Origin of the sequence: Meridianimarinicoccus zhengii, assembly GCF_003254465.1 — a bacterium.
Classification (GTDB): domain Bacteria; phylum Pseudomonadota; class Alphaproteobacteria; order Rhodobacterales; family Rhodobacteraceae; genus Meridianimarinicoccus; species Meridianimarinicoccus zhengii.
The window spans coordinates 18,045-34,657 of record NZ_QDFI01000045.1 but is presented as its reverse complement, the minus strand read 5'-3'; the positions used below and the strand labels follow the sequence as shown (position 1 = coordinate 34,657).

16 protein-coding genes and 2 tRNA genes are annotated in these 16,613 nt (G+C 65.7%); 11 read left to right on the top strand and 7 right to left on the bottom strand.

Going from position 1 to position 16,613, the window contains the following annotated elements; all coding sequences use genetic code 11:
- Positions 1-63 precede the first annotated feature (63 nt).
- The 3 genes from DDE13_RS14490 to DDE13_RS14480 all read left to right on the top strand — a co-directional run bounded on the left by DDE13_RS14490 (position 64) and on the right by DDE13_RS14480 (position 1,203).
- Positions 64-837, top strand: a complete 774-nt coding sequence (locus DDE13_RS14490; RefSeq protein WP_111405006.1) for a BRO-N domain-containing protein — start codon at positions 64-66, stop codon at positions 835-837.
- Positions 830-1,063: a hypothetical protein gene (locus DDE13_RS14485; protein ID WP_111405005.1), complete on the top strand. Its 234-nt coding sequence runs from the start codon at positions 830-832 to the stop codon at positions 1,061-1,063. Before DDE13_RS14490 ends, DDE13_RS14485 begins: the two co-directional genes overlap by 8 nt.
- Before the next feature lie 73 nt (positions 1,064-1,136).
- Positions 1,137-1,203 (top strand) — tRNA-OTHER (locus tag DDE13_RS14480).
- Positions 1,204-1,452: 249 nt separating this feature from the next.
- Here the strand turns inward: DDE13_RS14480 and DDE13_RS22930 are convergent.
- The 4 genes from DDE13_RS22930 to DDE13_RS14465 all read right to left on the bottom strand — a co-directional run bounded on the left by DDE13_RS22930 (position 1,453) and on the right by DDE13_RS14465 (position 2,987).
- A complete protein-coding gene (locus DDE13_RS22930) occupies positions 1,453-1,623 on the bottom strand; it encodes a hypothetical protein (RefSeq protein ID WP_162631023.1) in 171 nt (56 codons plus the stop codon).
- Positions 1,624-1,628: 5 nt separating this feature from the next.
- Positions 1,629-1,769, bottom strand: a complete 141-nt coding sequence (locus DDE13_RS22925; protein ID WP_162631022.1) for a hypothetical protein — start codon at positions 1,767-1,769, stop codon at positions 1,629-1,631.
- 258 nt (positions 1,770-2,027) lie between these two features.
- A tRNA-Asn gene (locus DDE13_RS14470) sits at positions 2,028-2,102 on the bottom strand.
- A 45-nt stretch (positions 2,103-2,147) separates the two neighbouring features.
- On the bottom strand, positions 2,148-2,987 hold the full coding sequence (locus DDE13_RS14465) for an MBL fold metallo-hydrolase (protein ID WP_235868712.1): 840 nt from the start codon (positions 2,985-2,987) through the stop codon (positions 2,148-2,150).
- Positions 2,988-3,113: 126 nt separating this feature from the next.
- Here DDE13_RS14465 and DDE13_RS14460 point away from each other — a divergent pair, with 126 nt between their 5' ends.
- Complete coding sequence (locus DDE13_RS14460) at positions 3,114-4,433, top strand: ATP-binding protein (RefSeq protein WP_111405002.1); 1,320 nt, start codon at positions 3,114-3,116, stop codon at positions 4,431-4,433.
- 12 nt (positions 4,434-4,445) lie between these two features.
- Here the strand turns inward: DDE13_RS14460 and DDE13_RS14455 are convergent, their stop codons facing one another.
- Positions 4,446-5,021 (bottom strand): YcbK family protein, encoded by a 576-nt coding sequence (locus DDE13_RS14455; protein WP_111405001.1) that lies wholly within the window; start codon positions 5,019-5,021, stop codon positions 4,446-4,448.
- A gap of 348 nt (positions 5,022-5,369) precedes the next feature.
- Between DDE13_RS14455 and DDE13_RS14450 the strand changes: the two genes are divergently transcribed.
- Genes DDE13_RS14450 through DDE13_RS14435 form a run of 4 tightly spaced genes read left to right on the top strand, consistent with a single transcriptional unit; the run spans position 5,370 to position 9,584 of the window.
- Positions 5,370-6,959 carry a L,D-transpeptidase family protein gene (locus DDE13_RS14450; protein WP_235868711.1) on the top strand — a complete coding sequence of 530 codons (1,590 nt, stop codon included), beginning with the start codon at positions 5,370-5,372 and terminating at the stop codon, positions 6,957-6,959.
- Positions 6,960-6,992: 33 nt separating this feature from the next.
- Entirely contained in the window at positions 6,993-8,084 is a 1,092-nt protein-coding gene (locus DDE13_RS14445; protein ID WP_111404999.1) for a UDP-3-O-(3-hydroxymyristoyl)glucosamine N-acyltransferase, read from the top strand.
- 31 nt (positions 8,085-8,115) lie between these two features.
- Positions 8,116-8,376, top strand: a complete 261-nt coding sequence (locus DDE13_RS14440) for an acyl carrier protein (protein ID WP_111404998.1) — start codon at positions 8,116-8,118, stop codon at positions 8,374-8,376.
- On the top strand, positions 8,373-9,584 hold the full coding sequence (locus DDE13_RS14435; protein WP_111404997.1) for a beta-ketoacyl-[acyl-carrier-protein] synthase family protein: 1,212 nt from the start codon (positions 8,373-8,375) through the stop codon (positions 9,582-9,584). The genes DDE13_RS14440 and DDE13_RS14435 overlap by 4 nt, the downstream gene beginning before the upstream one ends.
- Positions 9,585-9,611: 27 nt before the next feature.
- On the opposite strand, the gene DDE13_RS14430 is transcribed toward DDE13_RS14435, so the two are convergent.
- On the bottom strand, positions 9,612-10,169 hold the full coding sequence (locus DDE13_RS14430; protein ID WP_111404996.1) for an invasion associated locus B family protein: 558 nt from the start codon (positions 10,167-10,169) through the stop codon (positions 9,612-9,614).
- A gap of 341 nt (positions 10,170-10,510) precedes the next feature.
- Positions 10,511-11,830, bottom strand: a complete 1,320-nt coding sequence (locus DDE13_RS14425) for an HlyC/CorC family transporter (protein ID WP_111404995.1) — start codon at positions 11,828-11,830, stop codon at positions 10,511-10,513.
- 284 nt (positions 11,831-12,114) lie between these two features.
- Between DDE13_RS14425 and DDE13_RS14420 the strand changes: the two genes are divergently transcribed.
- Genes DDE13_RS14420 through DDE13_RS14410 form a run of 3 tightly spaced genes read left to right on the top strand, consistent with a single transcriptional unit; the run spans position 12,115 to position 16,536 of the window.
- Positions 12,115-13,203 carry a TRAP transporter substrate-binding protein gene (locus DDE13_RS14420; protein WP_111404994.1) on the top strand — a complete coding sequence of 363 codons (1,089 nt, stop codon included), beginning with the start codon at positions 12,115-12,117 and terminating at the stop codon, positions 13,201-13,203.
- Between the two features lie 56 nt (positions 13,204-13,259).
- Complete coding sequence (locus DDE13_RS14415) at positions 13,260-14,156, top strand: TRAP transporter small permease subunit (protein WP_111404993.1); 897 nt, start codon at positions 13,260-13,262, stop codon at positions 14,154-14,156.
- Positions 14,157-14,175: 19 nt separating this feature from the next.
- Complete coding sequence (locus tag DDE13_RS14410; protein ID WP_111404992.1) at positions 14,176-16,536, top strand: TRAP transporter large permease; 2,361 nt, start codon at positions 14,176-14,178, stop codon at positions 16,534-16,536.
- The last annotated feature ends 77 nt before the right edge of the window (positions 16,537-16,613 follow it).

Here is a 16,613-nt window from a genome sequence, read left to right as displayed (position 1 = left end):
GAGTGCTACAACTTCTTCAAGGCCGCCGGATACGGAACCGATTAAACGCGACACGCTCTAGGCATCGGAAACCCGAGTGACGCGGTTCGCCGTCTTGACGACGATGAGACGACGATGGTTGATCTGAATACCCTCGATACTGTCGAGGGTATTCGGGGGAACCCCAACGCGCGCGCGGTCTCCGAAAGCGGGCTCTACGCCCTGATCTTCACCAGCCGCAAGGACGAGGCGCGGGCGTTCCGCAAATGGGTGACCGGCACCGTGCTGCCGACCCTGCGCCGCACGGGCGGCTTCACCATCGAACCCTCCGCCGCCCCGGCCATGCCGCTGCCCGCCGGGTCCGACATGGTCACCGGGATCGACACCTGCACCGCGGCGGATGTGCAGACATGGCTCGACCTGATCCGCGAAACCCGCCGCCTGGGCGGGCGCAGCGCGGGCCTGCGGCTCTGGGCGCAGTCGCCCCTGCCGCCGATCGACGGGGGCGGCGCGGCTGCGGCGCTGCTCGACCCCAATGAGGGCCGCGAATGCCTGGCGCACCTGCTGACCGTCATGCACGGCGGCGCGTCGGTGGGCGACATGATCGCGGATCGCAACAACGAGGACCTGGCACAGCTCGCACTGCGGGTGGTGGGGGCCGACCTGTTCGTGGGCAACGGCGACACGCCGGGCACGCGGCTGATCTTCGGCGGCACCCGCTGGGCGCTGGGGGGCCACCGCGTGCCCCTGCTGGCCCTGCCGGGCGCGCGCCCCGATGCCGCTGGCCGGACACTGTCCAACCGCCGCCTGCGCGGCGTGCTGGTCCCCGTGGCGCTGTGGGAGGGGGCAGATGCGTGACCAGGCACAAGAGGTATTCGATACCGCCGAAGACATCGCCGACGCGCTCCACTACCTCGCGGGCTGCGAGGAAGCACTCCGCCTGGCGCTCGACGGTCGCATCGCGGATGAACGCCGCGACGGCCCGGCGATCTATGCCGTGCTCGAAGCGATGGGCACCTTCCGCCAGCGCGCCCACATCGGCGTCGACGGCCTGATCCGCCGCATGTCGGGCGGGGCGGTGTGATGCCGCGACGTTGCAGACGGCCGGGTCGCGTGGCACCTTAGTGATGGTCACAGACCGCCACGCGGTCTTGGCGGGATGGATTGGCGTAGCTGGTAACGCAGCCCTTCGGCAGTCGCGGGTTCAAGTCCCGCATCCGGCCCGTGCACGACCAACCTTGCCGCTCGCAATGCCGATCCTCGGCGCGGGCGGCAAGGAGCTAGCGGCCATCCCCAAAGGGATGTGGCCTGCGCGCTATCTTGACTGGCGGCGGGACACGGTCCCCAGCCCGGCCCACAAAGCAAGCGCAAGTGTCATAACGGGCAGGGCAACATCGACAGGCATCCAGAACGCGGCGAATGATGCCGCGAAGAAGATCAGCATTGCAATGCCAGCGGCGCAGCGAAGACCACTCATAGCCCGCTCCGATCTAGAACTGGCTTGAAGTAACCACGTATCCGCTCGCGATTCTGGGCGAACCCTTCGGCACCATGCTTGACCTTGGGCAGATCGATGTCATCGACCGGCCCGAACATGTCGGCCAGGTGATCGAACCAGCGCTTCGCCACATCAGTCAGCCGCATAGCAATCACTCCTCTGTCGGCACGCCGTCGCGCGCGACAGGCAGGCCCTCTACATGGGCAAGACCCAGTCGCTCGAACAGCGCCTGAACATCGGGATGGCGGGACACGAGGGCATCGCGCGCGCTACGCGCTTGGGGATGACGCATGTCTCCGTCCTGCCGGTCTACGGCGCGACCGACCGATTGCGGGTTGAGGGGGATTTTCGGCATGGTCTTCATCCTCCGGCGAACATGCAGGGCACAACGAACGCGCTGCGATAGCATTATCCTAGACCATGGCGCGTCCGGTTGACAGACCGGGCGCGCATCAGTCCGAAACGCTAAACCGTCCGACTCGGACGGAGTCGGACGGTCGGACGCTAACCATTGTTGCCAAGGGTTACAGCGTTGAATTTTAAGGTGTTTTGGCTCCGGCGGTAGGGATCGAACCTACGACCAATTGATTAACAGTCAACTGCTCTACCGCTGAGCTACGCCGGACCAACGGTGGGGCTATAGCAATGGCTGCGAGGGGCGTCCAGTGGGTCAGGGCGATTTTTTACTGTCGCCGTCACGTAGCCGGAAGCAGGCGGTCGACGACATTGCTGGCTCTGCCATGACTAGGCCGCGTGCCGACAGATCCACGAGATGTGCCAATGCGTTGCGCTGCGCCGCGGAAAAGAGTCCGGGGGACAGCGCTCCGTACACGCGGTCGGTCAGAGTCTGCAGCGTCATCGGCCCATCTGCCAGCATGGCGACGATCTGCGTCTCGCGGATGCGGCGATGCGCCAGCAGTTCGGCGATGCGCGCCCCTGGTGCTGTGACCGGATCGCCATGCCCGGGATAGAGGACCCGGGCGCCAAGCCCGTGGAGCCGTGCACATGAGCGATAGAAGGCGGCCATGTCTCCGTCCGGCGGAGAGATCAGCGAAGTGGACCATCCCATCACGAGATCCCCGGTGAACACTGCGTCGTCCCATTGCAGGCACAGGTGATTGGCCATGTGCCCCGGTGTCCAGAGTGCCGCAAGCTGCCAGTCGTCGCCTTTGATCACCGCGCCGTCGGGCATGCATCGGTCGGGACGGAACCCGGCATCCACACCTTCGCCGCCTCCCAGGGCATCGACATCCAGCCACGCCATGCCGTGGGCGCGCCCCGCGCCCGCGTCACCGAAGGCCAGAACAGGGGCGCCGGAACAGGCCGACAGCGCAGGGGCCAGCCCGCTGTGATCGCGGTGCGCATGGGTGACGACGATATCCGTGATGCGCTGCTGCGGCCCAATGGCCCCGAGGATGGCCGCAAGGTGCCGCGTGTCGTTAGGCCCGGGGTCGATCACGACGATGTCCCGCCAGCCCAGAAGGTAAGTGTTCGTGCCTGGTCCGGTCATCGGCCCGGGATTGGGCGCGCAAAGGACGCGCAAACCGGGCGCCAGCGGAACAGGTTGGGCTATGGCGGAAGACTTCGTCTGCATTTCGCGCTTTTCCGGGGCCGGGCGACGTGGTCTGCTATATCCATGTTGGCGGGATTTCTCAAACGCTGGATGCCGCAGGGGATCTATGGCCGCGCGGCTCTGATCCTCCTCTTGCCGGTGCTTACGCTGCAACTCGTCGTGTCGGTGGTGTTCATCCAGCGCCATTTCGAGGGCGTCACGGCACAGATGACCCGCAACGTACTGATCGAGACACGGTATCTCGTGGACCGCCTGGATGCGGCGGAAACGCTCGCCGCGGCGGGTCTGGCCGGTGCGCAACTGGGGCAGGCGCTCCAGATCGACGTTCTGGTACCCGCGCCGGGGCCGGGCGCAGACTTGCGCGCGTTCTGGGACCTGTCGGGCCGCGTGGTCGTCGAAACGCTGCAGGACGGACTGCCGGGGTTGCGCAACATCGACCTCGTTTCCAACCACCGGGAGGTGCGCATGGTGGTGGACACGGCGCAAGGGCCGGTGGAGCTGCGCGTACCGCGGGGGCGCGTATCGGCGTCGAACCCGCATCAGTTGCTGGTGCTGATGATCTCCACCGGCATCCTGATGACCTGGATTTCCTTCGTGTTCCTGCGCAACCAGCTCAGGCCGATCCGGCGTCTGGCGCGGGCGGCGGATGCCTTCGGCAAGGGACGGCATGTGCCGTACCGTGTCGCCGGCGCGGCCGAGGTGCGGCAGGCGGGGGCGGCCTTCCTTGACATGCGGGCGCGGATCGAGCGGCAGATCGAACAGCGCACCCTGATGCTCTCCGGGGTGAGCCATGATCTGCGCACACCGCTCACGCGGATGAAACTTGCCTTGTCGATGATGGAGGAGACGGAGGAAACGCGCGACATGCTGCGGGATGTCGGCGACATGCAGCGGCTCGTGGACGAATTCCTCAGCTTCGCGCGATCGGACGCGCTGGACGACATGGTGCCCACGGACCTGAGCGCGCTGGTGCGCCGGGTGATCGAGGACGCAGCGCGCGCCGGGCATACCGTGAACCTGGAAACCTCGGTCGAGACCGGATCGATCCTGCTGCGCCCGCAGGCCGTGACCCGTGCGCTGGAAAACCTTCTCGGCAATGCGGTGCGCTATGGCACCTGCGCGGTCGTGCGGCTGGAACGTCTTCCCCATGCCGTGCGGCTGCGAGTGGAGGATGACGGTCCGGGCATTCCCGCCGCGCGGCGCGAAGACGCCCTGAAGCCGTTCAGTCGGCTTGATCCGGCACGGAACCAGAATCACACGGCCGGCGTAGGTCTCGGGCTCGCCATCGCATCGGACATTGCCCGAAAGCATGGCGGGCGGCTTGTGCTCGGCGACAGCACACGTCTCGGCGGGTTGCGTGCCGATCTCGAACTGGCGATCTGACGCGTTGGCCGGTCAGCCTGTCCAGGCGCGGTTCGGACCGCAATCCATATGCACGAAGTTCGACCGGTAGTACTTGCCCACGCCGCCCGCGGCACAGGCCTGCGCCGCCGCCGCCATCTGCTTGACGCTCCGGCTTTTGAGCCGCAGGTCAGCCGCCTGGCCCTTCATGTGCAGCGAATTTCGTGCCGCGCCGCCCGACCGGCTGCGCAGCATCGCGTTGGTATGCGGGGTGCGGTAGCCGGACAGCAGGAGATAGGGCTCGTCCACTTCCATCAGCGCGTGGGCCGCGGCCATGATGTCGATGGTCCGGGTGTCGATCGCGATGGACTTGTTGTCACGCCAGTCGCGCATGAAATGACTGATCTCGGCGAGGGCGGGCTTCACGTACTTCCCATCCACCCAGTAGATCATGTCGATCGATTCACCGGTGCGCCCGGAATACATGCGGATGCGCCGCACATCGCCGCCGCCGCGCAGGAAACCGAAAATACCAGCCTGCGCCGGTGCCGCGGTGACTGCCGTTGCCGCGAATGCCGCAAGCAGCCCACGTCGCGTCGGGCGGAAATCCGCCGTGCTGTCTGTCGTCATGCCTGTTCTGCCTCTTGATACCGCTTATGCGGCTTTTGCGAAGAGCATCCCACGAAAAGTTTCTTCGCACAAGGTAAACGGGACTCCAACCGGCGAATCCGGCAGGGCGCTAGGCTGCGCGGATTCCTGCCGATCCCGTCAAGTCAGGTGAATCATAGGCGTGCGGCGTCCATGGATGGTGCACCGTTGCATCGGGGTAACACTTGCGCGGGGGCGGTGGTGTTAGCGTTTTGTTGGTTTCGATGCGCGACGGTCTGCCCGCATACTGTCCGAAATTTCAGGAGTGCGCGCGCAATGGAGTTCACGGCGATATCCCGTTTACGACCCGGTCCGGTTTGGTTTCGGCCCTTGGCACTTGTTCGTGCGATCTATGTCTTGGCAATGGTGCTGTGCTGCGCTGGACCGGCGGTCGCGCAATCGGGCGATGCGGCATTGCGGCAGGCGATCGCGGCGGCGGTCGCGCAAGACCCTGCGCTTGCGCAGTTCTATTCCGGCCGCGATCATGCGCCGATCTGGGTCGGGGACAATGTGCAGGATCGTCGTCGGGTTTCTGCCTTTCTGGATGCGCTCGGCGATGCGGGCGACCACGGGCTTCCGGTCCAGACCTATCGCCGGGACGAGATCGACCGCGCCTTGCGCGCGACCGGATCGGTGGCTGAGCGCGCGGAGGTCGAGGCGCTGATGTCGCGCAGCTTCGCGGCCTATGCACGCGACGTGCAGTCGGGCGTGCTCGATCCGAACCGGGTCAGCCGTGAAATCGACCGTGCCGCCCCCCGGAAAGCGCAGGCGGAAACGCTGGCAGGCTTTGCATCGTCGTCGCCCGCGGCATTCCTGCGGACGCTCCCGCCCCAGACCGAACAGTATGCGCGGCTGTTGGCAGAACGGGCGCGGCTCGAGGGTATCGCTGCTGCGGGCGGTTGGGGCCCCAAGGTCGGCGAGGGCACGCTGAAGCCCGGCCAGTCCTCGGCGCAGGTGCCCGCGCTTCGGGCGCGGCTCGCCGCCATGGGGTACGGGCGTCCGGGCAGCGATCCCGCTTTCGACGCAGAACTCGAGGCACAGGTGACCCGGTTTCAGCGCGACCACGGTCTCGCCATCGACGGGGTCGTGGGCCCGGCCACGCTGGCGGAAGTGAACCGCACCGCGGCCGAACGGCTGGCTCAGGTCTTTGTGACGATGGAACGCGAACGCTGGATGAATTTCCCGCTGGGGCAGCGGTACGTCTGGGTCAACATCCCCGATTACCATGTCCGGCTTGTCGAAGACGGGCGGCAGGTTTTCGAGACCCGGTCGGTCGTTGGCCAGAACCGCCGCACCCATCGCACGCCGGAATTTTCGGACGTGATGGAGTTCATGGTCATCAACCCGACCTGGAACGTGCCCCGTTCCATCACGACGCGCGAATACCTGCCCATGCTGCAGCGGGATCCCAACGCCGTGGCGCATCTTCAGTTGCTCGACAGCAACGGCAACCGGGTGTCGCGCGCGATGGTCGATTTCGCGTCTTATGACGCCGGCAGCTTTCCCTATCGCCTGAAGGAACCGCCGAACGACAGCAATGCGCTCGGGCTCGTGAAGTTCATGTTCCCGAACCGCCACAACATCTATCTGCACGACACGCCCCACAAGTCTCTGTTCTCGCGCGATACGCGCGCCTACAGCCATGGCTGCGTGCGGCTCGCCGATCCGTTCGATTTCGCCTATGCCCTGCTGCGCGGGCAGACCGCCACCCCGGAGGCTTTCTTTGCGGAACGTCTGAACACCGGGCGGGAAACCACCGTGATGATCGAGAACCCGCCGCGCGTGCACATCGTCTATCGCACGGTGATCGCACAGCCGCGCGGCCCGGCACAGTTCCGCCCCGATATCTATGGTCGGGACGCGCAGATCTTCGATGCGTTGTCAAAGGCCGGGGTTTCGCTTCGCGCCGTTGGGGGGTAAACCGGCGCAAGGCCCATCAGTTACGGAGCAGGCATGCGCATCCCCCTTTCCACGGTGGCCGAGGCGCTTTCGGCCCGGCTGGACGGCAACCCGGACATCGAGATCACGGGCGCGGCCGAACCCGCCCGCTGCACCGCGGACCAGCTTGCACTCGCCATGAGTCCCCAATACGCCGAGGGCCTGTCGCAAGGCGCGGCGCGCGCCGCAATCCTCCATGACGAAGCGGACCGCGCAGATTACGGGCTTGAGTCAGCGCTCTACGTGACCCGGCCGCGGCTGGCCATGGCGCAACTGTCGCGGCTTTTCGATCCGGGCCCCGAGATCGCGGCGGGCATCCATCCCACGGCCGTGGTCGACGCGTCGGCGGAGATCGGTCCCGACGCGCGGATCGGGCCGTTCGTGGTCATCGGTGCCGGCGTGCGTATCGGCGCCCGTGCAAGGATCGCGCCCCATGTCACCATCGCCGAAGGCACGCGGATCGGCACGGACGTGCTGATCCATCCTGGGGTGCGGATCGCGGGGCGCGCGCAGCTGGGCGATCGCGTGATCCTGCACCCGAACTGCACCATCGGCGCCGACGGGTTCGCCTTCGTGACGGAGCGGCCTTCGTCGGTGGAACGGGTGCGCGACGGGTTGGTGGACCGGATCGATCCGGACCCGCAGGAATGGACCCGGCTTCATTCGCTCGGCAGCGTCGAGATCGGCGACGACGTGGAGGTCGGGGCATGCAGCAGCATCGACCGCGGCACGATCCGCGCCACGGTCATCGGCCGGGGCACCAAGATCGACAACCACGTGCAGGTCGGCCATAACGTAACCATAGGCGAAGACTGCATGATCTGTTCGATGGCGGGCATCGCCGGGTCGAGCAGGATCGGCGACCGTGTCGTTCTGGCCGGCAAGGTCGGGGTCAACGACAACATCTTCATCGGTGATGACGTGGTCGCAGGCGGGGCGGCGAAGATTTTCACGAACGTGCCGGCAGGCCGGGTGGTTCTTGGCAACCCCGCCGTGAAGATGTCGACGAACCTGGAGACCTACAAGGCGCTGCGACGGCTTCCGCGGTTGCTGCGCGACGTGGCGGCGCTCAAGAAAGCGGTTCCCATGGACCGGAAGAGCGACTAAATCGCCCGGACGACGGGCTGGAGTTGACGACATGGACGTGAAGCAACGGGTGATCCGCATCATTGCCGAGCAGGCCGTGATGGATGAGACCGAGGTGACACCGGACAAGACGCTCGCCGATCTCGGGATCGACAGCCTGGGACTTGTCGAAAGCATCTTCGCCATCGAGGAAGAATTCGACATCCAGGTTCCGTTCAACGCGAACAAGCCCGAGGACAGCGAGTTCGATATTTCCAGCGTGGCCGCCATCGTCGCGGCTGTGGAGACGCTCGTGGCGCAGCAACCCGGATGAAGCGGGTCGTCATCACCGGGCAGGGCACGATCAACGCACTTGGACGGGATGTGGCCGAGACGCTCGACGCGATGCGCGAAGGGCGTTGCGGGATCGGGCCGCTGGATATCCGAGATGTGGACAGGCTGGCCATCAGGATCGGCGGGCAGGTGCATGGCTACGATCCCGAGGCGAATTTCAACCGTCAGCAGATCGCGCTGTATGACCGGTTCACCCAGTTCACCCTGATCGCCGCGCGGGAAGCGATTGCGCAGTCCGGGCTCAGCTTCGCCGGCGACCTGGCGGCGCGCAGCGGCGTGATCCTCGGCACCGCGGGTGGTGGGATGCAGACGTCGGACGAGAATTACCGGTCGGTCTACGAAGAGGGCAAGAACCGGGTGCATCCGTTCGTCGTGCCCAAGCTGATGAACAACGCCGCGTGCAGCCATGTGAGCATGAGCTACAACCTCAAGGGGCCGAGTTTCACCGTGGCGACGGCCTGCGCATCGTCCAATCACGCGATGGGGCAGGCGTTCCACATGATCCGCGGCGGCGGGGCGACAGTCATCGTCACCGGCGGGTCGGAATCGATGCTGTGCTTCGGCGGCGTGAAAGCATGGGAAGGGTTGCGGGTCATGTCGCGCGACGCGTGCCGCCCGTTCTCGGCCAATCGCAACGGGATGGTGCAGGGAGAGGGCGCTGCCATCTTCGTGTTCGAGGAATACGACCATGCACGCGCCCGCGGGGCCGAGATTCTCGCCGAAGTGATCGGCTTCGCCATGACGTCGGACGCGGCGGACATCGTGATGCCGTCGAAGCAGGGGGCGGCGCGGGCCATCGCCGGGGCGGTGCGGGATGCCGGCGTACCGTTCGAGTCGGTGGGCTACATCAACGCCCACGGCACAGGCACGGCTGCCAATGACAAGACGGAATGCGCGGCGGTCGCGGACGTGTTCGGCGCCCATGCCGACCGGCTGATGATCTCGTCCACCAAGTCCATGCATGGCCATATCATCGGCGGCACGGGCGCGGTCGAACTGCTCGCCTGCATCATGGCGCTGCGTGACGGGGTGATCGCACCGACCGTGGGTTACGAGGAACCTGACCCCGAATGCGCGCTGGACGTGGTGCCCAACACAGCGCGCGAGGCCGAGGTCGATGTCGTGCTGTCGAACGCGTTCGCCTTCGGGGGGCTCAACGCGGTGCTGGCGCTGCGGCGCGTCGTGTGACCGCCGCGTGGCGCCAGCGCGCGCCGGTCAATTCCCCAGGGCCGCGACCGTTAGCGCTTCGTGCGCGGCGGTAAAACCTGCCAGCGATATAGTGAGGCGAACAGGAGTTTCGGGCGCCGCGGCCGGCCGGACCGTCACTTCGGCCTCGGTCCCTCCCTTCATCGTCTCGATTTCCTCAGGCGTGAAGCCGATCTGGGCCACGCACCCTTGCCGGTTGCACAGCTGGAAGGGATAAGTCTTGCCCTCGGCGCCATCGACGTTGAGCCGCAGCCCCTGTGTCAGCAGCGTCTCCAGCGGCGTCACGATGGTTGCGCCGGCGGGCACGTCGTCACGTTCGAGCAGGAAGAGGTTGATCTCGGCTGTGGCGTTGCCTTCGGGGCCGCGCAGCAATTGATGCATCTCGCAGGGATCCGTCGTGCCGTCCTCCACCCGCAGGCAGCGCACGTCCCAATCGTTGAACCTGCCAAGCTGGTAGGGCTGTCCGGGTTCCGCTGCCGCCCGGCTTTGCGGGATATCGCTTTCCTGCGCCACGGCGATGCCCGCGCCGAATACCGCAATCAAGGATGCCAGAAGAAATCGTGTCACGGGTCACCTGCCTTTCGCGTGCAACGTGGAGGCGGGTCAAGTCCAGCGGAGGCGCCGTTGAACCCGCCGTCATCAAAAAAGGGTCCATAAGGACCCTTTTTCGTTATATTTTTTCTCCCCGTTGGACTAGCCAACACATTGTGATCGCACGCTACGGCGAGTCGCCGCACCCGTCAACAGGCATTTGGCACCCCTTCTGAGCTGATCGAAAAAAGGCCGCACCCGAGGGCGCGGCCAGTCCAACAGGGAGGGAACACCACAAGACGCCAAACCGCCTTGCGATGGATCGAAACTAGCCAGGACCGGTTAACAAACGGTGGCGCACCCGCGCGGCCAGCCCGTCAGACCGGCGCCGCAACGCCCACCGGCGCAATCTTGAGCCGCGTGATGCGGTTGTTTTCGCGCGACATGATCTCGAACCGGAAGCCGTGAAACACGAAGACCTGCCCGACGCGCGGGATCATCTGCGCCTCGTGGATAACGAAACCCGCGACCGTGTTCGCCGCCTCGTCGGGCAGGGACCAGTCGCGCGCCCGGTTCAGGTCGCGGATCGTCATCGCACCATCCACCAGGAACTTGCCGTCAGCGGTGCGCACGATCATGTGATCGGCATCGGCGTCGAACTCGTCCGTGATCTCGCCCACGATCTCTTCAAGGATGTCTTCCAAAGTGATGAGCCCCTGAAGATCGCCGTACTCGTCCACGACGAGCGCGAAATGCGTGTGGCGTTTCAGGAACTGGCGCATCTGGTCGTCGAGTGTCGTTGTTTCCGGCACGAAATAGGGCTTCCGCGCCACCGACATGATGTCGAAATCCAGCAGCCCGGCATCGCCCCCCGTGTCGATCCGGTCATGCACGGCCCGCAACAGATCCTTGGCATGGATGACACCGATGATGTTCTCGGGATCGTCCTGGAAGACCGGAAGGCGCGTGTGCGGCGATTGCAGGGCCTGCGCCACGACCTCGTGGGCGGGGGCGCCCGCATCGATCATCTCGATGCTGGATCGGTGGCGCATGACTTCCTCCACCGTGCGGTCGCCGAGGTCGAGTGCCCCCAGCAGCCGGTCGCGGTCTTCCTTTTCGAACACGCCTTCGGAATGGCCGAGCGTGAGTGTGCCCACGATCTCCTCACGGATCGACAGGACGTTGCGGTCCGGGTCCACCTGCACGCCGAAAACGCCCAGCACGCCGCGCACGATCCAGCGCACGACAGCCACCGGCGGGGCCATGGTGCGCACGACCACGCGGATCACCGGGGCGACGAGGGTGGCGGCCTTCTCGGCATTCGAGATCGCGTAGGTCTTCGGCAAGACCTCGGCGAAGACCAGCACGAGTGCGGTCATCACCAGCGTCGCCACGGCCACGCCGCTTTCGCCCAGCATCCGGGTGAAAAGTGCCGTCGCCAGCGATGTCGCCAGGATGTTGGCGATGTTGTTGCCCAGAAGGATCGACCCGATCAGGCGTTCGCTGTCCTCGGTCAATCCCAGCGCCGCCTGCGCCCCGCGCCGGCCGTCGTCGGCCATGCTGCGCAGCTTGCCGCGAGACGCCGCGGTCAAGGCCGTCTCCGACCCGGAGAAGACCGCCGAACAGACCAGCAGCAGCAGGATCGCCGCCGCTGTGATCCAGAAGGCGAGGTCCGCCGTTGCCCCGAAATCGGTCATCGTGCCAGTTCCCATGATGCTGTTTGCATGCGCGTGTTATGGTGTCTGGCGGCGCCCCCCGCAAGGGCGGCAGAATGGGGACGCGCGGTGGCGCGTGCAGCCGCGTGTGTCTTGCGCCGGAACCACCCATGCGCGGGCGTCGCGCAAGAAACGCACGAACTCCCCAGCGTTACGCTTTTTTTTCTTGCAAATAGCGTTTGCGCGCGGCTTGCGAATGGGTAGGGTCGCGGCACTCAGCGATCTGTCCGGCAGGTGCCGGATTCACATGAACTCGGGAGGTTTGCATGGATCGGCGGTCATTTCTCAGAAATTCGGCTCTTGGCGGCGGTGCCGCGGCGGCGACCACGCTGGCCGCGCCCGCCATCGCACAGGGCACGCGCACGCTGACCATGGTGACGACCTGGCCGCGGGGCCTGGCGGGCGTATGGGATTCGGTGGAACGCTTCGCGCAGAATGTCAGCGACATCACGGACGGGGCGCTGGTGATCGACGCGAAGGGCGGCGGTGAACTGGTTGGGCCGCTGGAATCCTTCGACGCCGTGACCGCCGGGCAGGCCGATATCTATCACGGCGCTGACTACTACTGGGTCGGCCAGCACCCGGCATGGGCGTTCTTCACCGCCGTGCCCTTCGGCATGACCGCACCCGAACTTATGACCTGGTACTACGGCCAGGGCGGCATGGCCAAGCATCACGAGTTGGGCGAGATCTTCGGAATTCGGCCCTTCATCGCGGGGCAGACCGCGGCGCAGGGCGGCGGCTGGTTCCGGCGCGAGATGACCTCGCCCGAGGATTTCCAGGGCCTTAAGTTCCGCATGCCGGGTCTGGGCGGTCAGGTTATGACGGAAATCGGTGCTTCGGTGCAGGTGCTGCCGGGAGGCGAGATCTACCAGGCGCTGTCGACCGGCGCGCTCGACGGGACCGAGTGGATCGGCCCGTGGTCGGACGAACGGCTCGGCCTTCAGGAAGTCTGCGACTTCTACTACCCTGCGGGTTTCCACGAACCGGGGGCCGCGCTGTCCGTCGGCTTCAACCTCGATGTGTTCAACAGCCTGTCCGCGACCCAGCAGCGCGCGGTCGAGATCGCGGCCGCCGAGGCGCATCAGCACAACTACGCGCTCTTTATCGCCAATAACGGCCCGGCGCTGCAGCGGCTCGTCGCAGGTGGGGTCAAGACCTATCAGTTCTCCGATGCGATCTGGGACGCGTTCGGCGCAGCTTCACAGACGGTTCTGGGCGGCTTCATGGACGACGAGATCTTCGCCGACGTCCATGCGCATGCAATGAAAGCCATGGCGGAATCGTCCGACTGGATGTCCCAATCCGATAGCGCCTATACCCAGCAGCGCAACCGCGTGCTCGCCGCGCTCTGACGATACTGGGGCGCCGCGCGGCAACGCGCGGGCCCCTCCCAACCGCGGAGGAGACGATGCTGGACGGCATCCTCTGGCTTATCACGAATACCGCGATGGGCTTCTACAACATCGCCGCCGCCCTGAGCCGTCCCGCGCTGTGGCTCGACTGGTCGGACCCGCAGGCAATCATGCGCTTCGCCTTTTACGGCGGCTCGGTGGAGTTCTTTTTCGCGGCCTTCGCGCTGGTGCTGGTGCTAACCGGTGTCGGATTGTGGCACCGCCCGGTCCTGTGGGGCTTCGTGCGGGGGGCCGAGGCGTTCGGCAACGGCATCGGGCGCTTCTTCGCCTGGGCCGGCCTGCTGATGGTGCTCCAACAGACGTTGATCGTCTTTCTTCAGCGCATCTTCCTCGTCTCCGAGATCTCGCTGGGGCCGTTCGGCAGCGTCTTCACCAAGTCGCTCAGCTGGTATTCCGAGGAACTCAAGCTCTACAACGCCATGATCGTGGCGCTGTGCTGTGCATACACATTCATCCAGGGCGGGCACGTGCGTGTCGATCTGTTCTACGGCGGCGCGTCGCGGCGCACGAAGAAGATCATCGACATGGCGGGAAGCCTGTTATTCATGATCCCCGTGCTGGTCGTGACATGGATGTACGCGTGGTTCTTCCTGTGGCGGCATCTCATCACCCCGAAGATCTCCGCGTCCGACACGATCGACGCACTTCTGCGCAAGGCGCGGGTGCTCAAGTGGAACGTGGAAACTTACGGGTTCTCGCCCAACGGGTTTAACGGCTACTTCCTGTTCAAGCTGCTCATCTTGGCCTTCGTGGCGATGATGCTGGTGCAGGCGCTCGCGTTCTTCTACCGCAACCTTCTGGAACTGATCGAAGGCGAAGAGGCCGACGGGCGGTTTCACGATGCCGACAGCCTGGGCGACCCGATCGCCGAGCGCACGGCCGAGATTCACTGAGCTATCAAGGAACGCACCCATGCTGTTCGGTCTGGACGGGGTCGAGATTGGCCTGATCATCGTCTTCGCCTGCCTGTTCGGCGGGATCATGACGGGCTTTCCCGTGGCCTTCGCCATCGGCGGGGCGGGCATCCTCAGCTTCGGGATCATCGCGGCACTCGACAGTGCGGGGCTGCTGATCCACGAGGCCGTCGATACCGGGTCGGATGCCTATCGCGCGCTGGTGGCGGACGGGGTCAATCCCGCCACCATATCCCAGTTCCGCTTCCCCGAATTGCCAAGGGTCGAAACCGCGCTCTTTCCAGGCGGCTGGGAAATGGCGATGGACCGCAACCTGTCCTTCATCGTCAATCGCATGAACGAACGGGTCTTCGCGGGGCAGAGCATCGAAACGCTGCTCGCCGTGCTGATGTTCGTGATGATGGGGATCACGCTGGAGCGTTCGCGCATCGCCAACGACCTCTTGACCACCATGGCGCGGGTTTTCGGCCCGCTGCCGGGCGGGCTGGCGGTGTCCGTGGTGGTCGTTGGAGCCTTCCTTGCCGCGTCCACCGGCATCGTCGGTGCGACGGTCGTGACCATGGGCCTGCTGTCCCTGCCGACGATGCTGCGGGCGGGATACTCGCCGCAACTGGCCACCGGGGTGATCGCGGCGTCGGGCACGCTGGGGCAGATCATTCCGCCCTCCATCGTGATCGTGCTGCTGGGGACGCTGGCGGGAGATCTCTATTCAACGGCGCAGGAGGCGCGCGCGCAGTCCGTCGGCTGCTCGGACGCGCTGACCTATCTGGGCGAGCCGGCCGTCGTATCGGTGGGCACGCTCTTTCAGGCGGCGCTGCTGCCCGGTATTCTTCTGGCGGTGCTCTACGCCGTCTACGCGCTGGCCTTCGCCATTTACGATCCGCGCCACGCGCCGTCGGTCGTGATCCCGGGGGACGGGCCGTCGGGGCCGCCGCGCAGCGCTGCCGAGACATGGACCTGGTTCGCCGTGCTGCCCGCGGCACTGATCGGGGGCGCGGTGCTGCTGGGGCAGGTGGGTGTGATCGGGTCCCAAAGCCTGACGGTGGACCGCTTCACCGACGCAAGCGAGGGCGCGTCACTGCGGACCAACGTGTCTGAGCAATGCGAGGCCGCCATGATCGACCTGCACGGGCAGGCGGCATGGGACGCGGCCCTGGCGGAACAAGCGGCCATCGAGGATGCGGGCGGGCAGGTCGCCAGCGTGGAACGGACGGCGGACGAGATCGCCGCCATGCGGGCCGAGATGATCGCCGAGGCGGCCCCGCTCAGCCCGCAGCTTGTGACGCTCTACCTGATGCTTGCGCTGACCCTGGTGGTGGCGCGGGGCGTGGCCCCCATGGCCGATCCGCTGCCGCTGCTCGTGGGCGGTGCCGGGGTCGTTCTGGCGCTGGCGGTGGATGCGCTGCTGATCGGGCCCGCGATGTCCGAGGGCAGGGCGTTCCTTCTTCTGCTTTTGCCAACGCTGGCAGGGCTTTACGGACTGCGTGCGGCCGTGGTGCGGCTGGCGACGAACGACCTCTTGCGCGTGGTGTTCCCGCCGCTGGTTCTGATCGTTGCGGTGCTGGGCTCGATCCTCGGCGGGATCACCAACCCGACACCGGCTGCGGCGCTGGGGGCGTCGGGGGCCATCATGCTGGCGGCGTACCGCAAGCTGGCCGACGACAGGCGGTCGGGCAAGCTCGTGATCCAGGCGTCGTTCGCGCTGGTGGTGATGATCCTCGTGGGTGTGAATTTCGATCTGCGAATGGGGCGGGCCGAAGTCGCGGTCGAGGAATACATCGCCTTCGCGGTGGCGCAGGTGGCGTATCACTTTGCGATCTTTGGGGTTTTCTACAGCTGTTGGGTGCTGTGGCGCGGCGGGGTGCTGGCGCCGGTGGTGCGCGAGACGGCGAAGGTCACGTCGATGGTGTTCACCATCCTGATCGGAAGCCAGGTCCTGAACCTCGTGGTGATTTCCTTCGGAGGAGAGCACTACATCCAGCAGTTCCTGCGCAGCTTCGACAACGAGATGGTGGTCTTCCTGATCGTCATGCTGGTGCTGTTCATCCTTGGCTTTGTCCTTGATTTCCTTGAGATCATCTACATCGTCGTGCCGATCGTCGGCCCCGTGATCTATGGCGGAACGATGGACCCGAAATGGGTGACGATCATGATCGCGGTGAACCTTCAGACCTCGTTCCTGACCCCGCCCTTCGGGTTCGCGCTGTTCTACCTGCGCGGGGTGGCACCACCGAGCGTGACGACTGCCCATATCTATCGCGGGGTGCTACCCTTCGTGTTGATCCAGGTAGCCGGCCTCATGATGTTGTGGCTGTTCCCCGGCGTGGTGACCATCCTGCCCGACCTGCTGGGCGGGTGAGGCGGGGCGTATGAATTGCATATGAATTTCATATGACTCCCATATGACTCGTGTCGGAGTCCTGTAGGAGCCCCGTA

What these genes read in the sequence shown, in the direction of transcription:
- DDE13_RS14485 (WP_111405005.1), top strand. Translation starts at nt 830, where the DNA reads ATGCGTGACCAGGCACAAGAGGTATTCGATACCGCCGAAGACATCGCC.
- DDE13_RS22930 (WP_162631023.1), bottom strand. Translation starts at nt 1,623, where the DNA reads ATGCGGCTGACTGATGTGGCGAAGCGCTGGTTCGATCACCTGGCCGAC.
- DDE13_RS22925 (WP_162631022.1), bottom strand. Translation starts at nt 1,769, where the DNA reads ATGCGTCATCCCCAAGCGCGTAGCGCGCGCGATGCCCTCGTGTCCCGC.
- DDE13_RS14465 (WP_235868712.1), bottom strand. Translation starts at nt 2,987, where the DNA reads ATGACCGGACCAGGCACGAACACTTACCTTCTGGGCTGGCGGGACATC.
- DDE13_RS14460 (WP_111405002.1), top strand. Translation starts at nt 3,114, where the DNA reads ATGTTGGCGGGATTTCTCAAACGCTGGATGCCGCAGGGGATCTATGGC.
- DDE13_RS14455 (WP_111405001.1), bottom strand. Translation starts at nt 5,021, where the DNA reads ATGACGACAGACAGCACGGCGGATTTCCGCCCGACGCGACGTGGGCTG.
- DDE13_RS14445 (WP_111404999.1), top strand. Translation starts at nt 6,993, where the DNA reads ATGCGCATCCCCCTTTCCACGGTGGCCGAGGCGCTTTCGGCCCGGCTG.
- DDE13_RS14440 (WP_111404998.1), top strand. Translation starts at nt 8,116, where the DNA reads ATGGACGTGAAGCAACGGGTGATCCGCATCATTGCCGAGCAGGCCGTG.
- DDE13_RS14435 (WP_111404997.1), top strand. Translation starts at nt 8,373, where the DNA reads ATGAAGCGGGTCGTCATCACCGGGCAGGGCACGATCAACGCACTTGGA.
- DDE13_RS14425 (WP_111404995.1), bottom strand. Translation starts at nt 11,830, where the DNA reads ATGACCGATTTCGGGGCAACGGCGGACCTCGCCTTCTGGATCACAGCG.
- DDE13_RS14420 (WP_111404994.1), top strand. Translation starts at nt 12,115, where the DNA reads ATGGATCGGCGGTCATTTCTCAGAAATTCGGCTCTTGGCGGCGGTGCC.
- DDE13_RS14415 (WP_111404993.1), top strand. Translation starts at nt 13,260, where the DNA reads ATGCTGGACGGCATCCTCTGGCTTATCACGAATACCGCGATGGGCTTC.
- DDE13_RS14410 (WP_111404992.1), top strand. Translation starts at nt 14,176, where the DNA reads ATGCTGTTCGGTCTGGACGGGGTCGAGATTGGCCTGATCATCGTCTTC.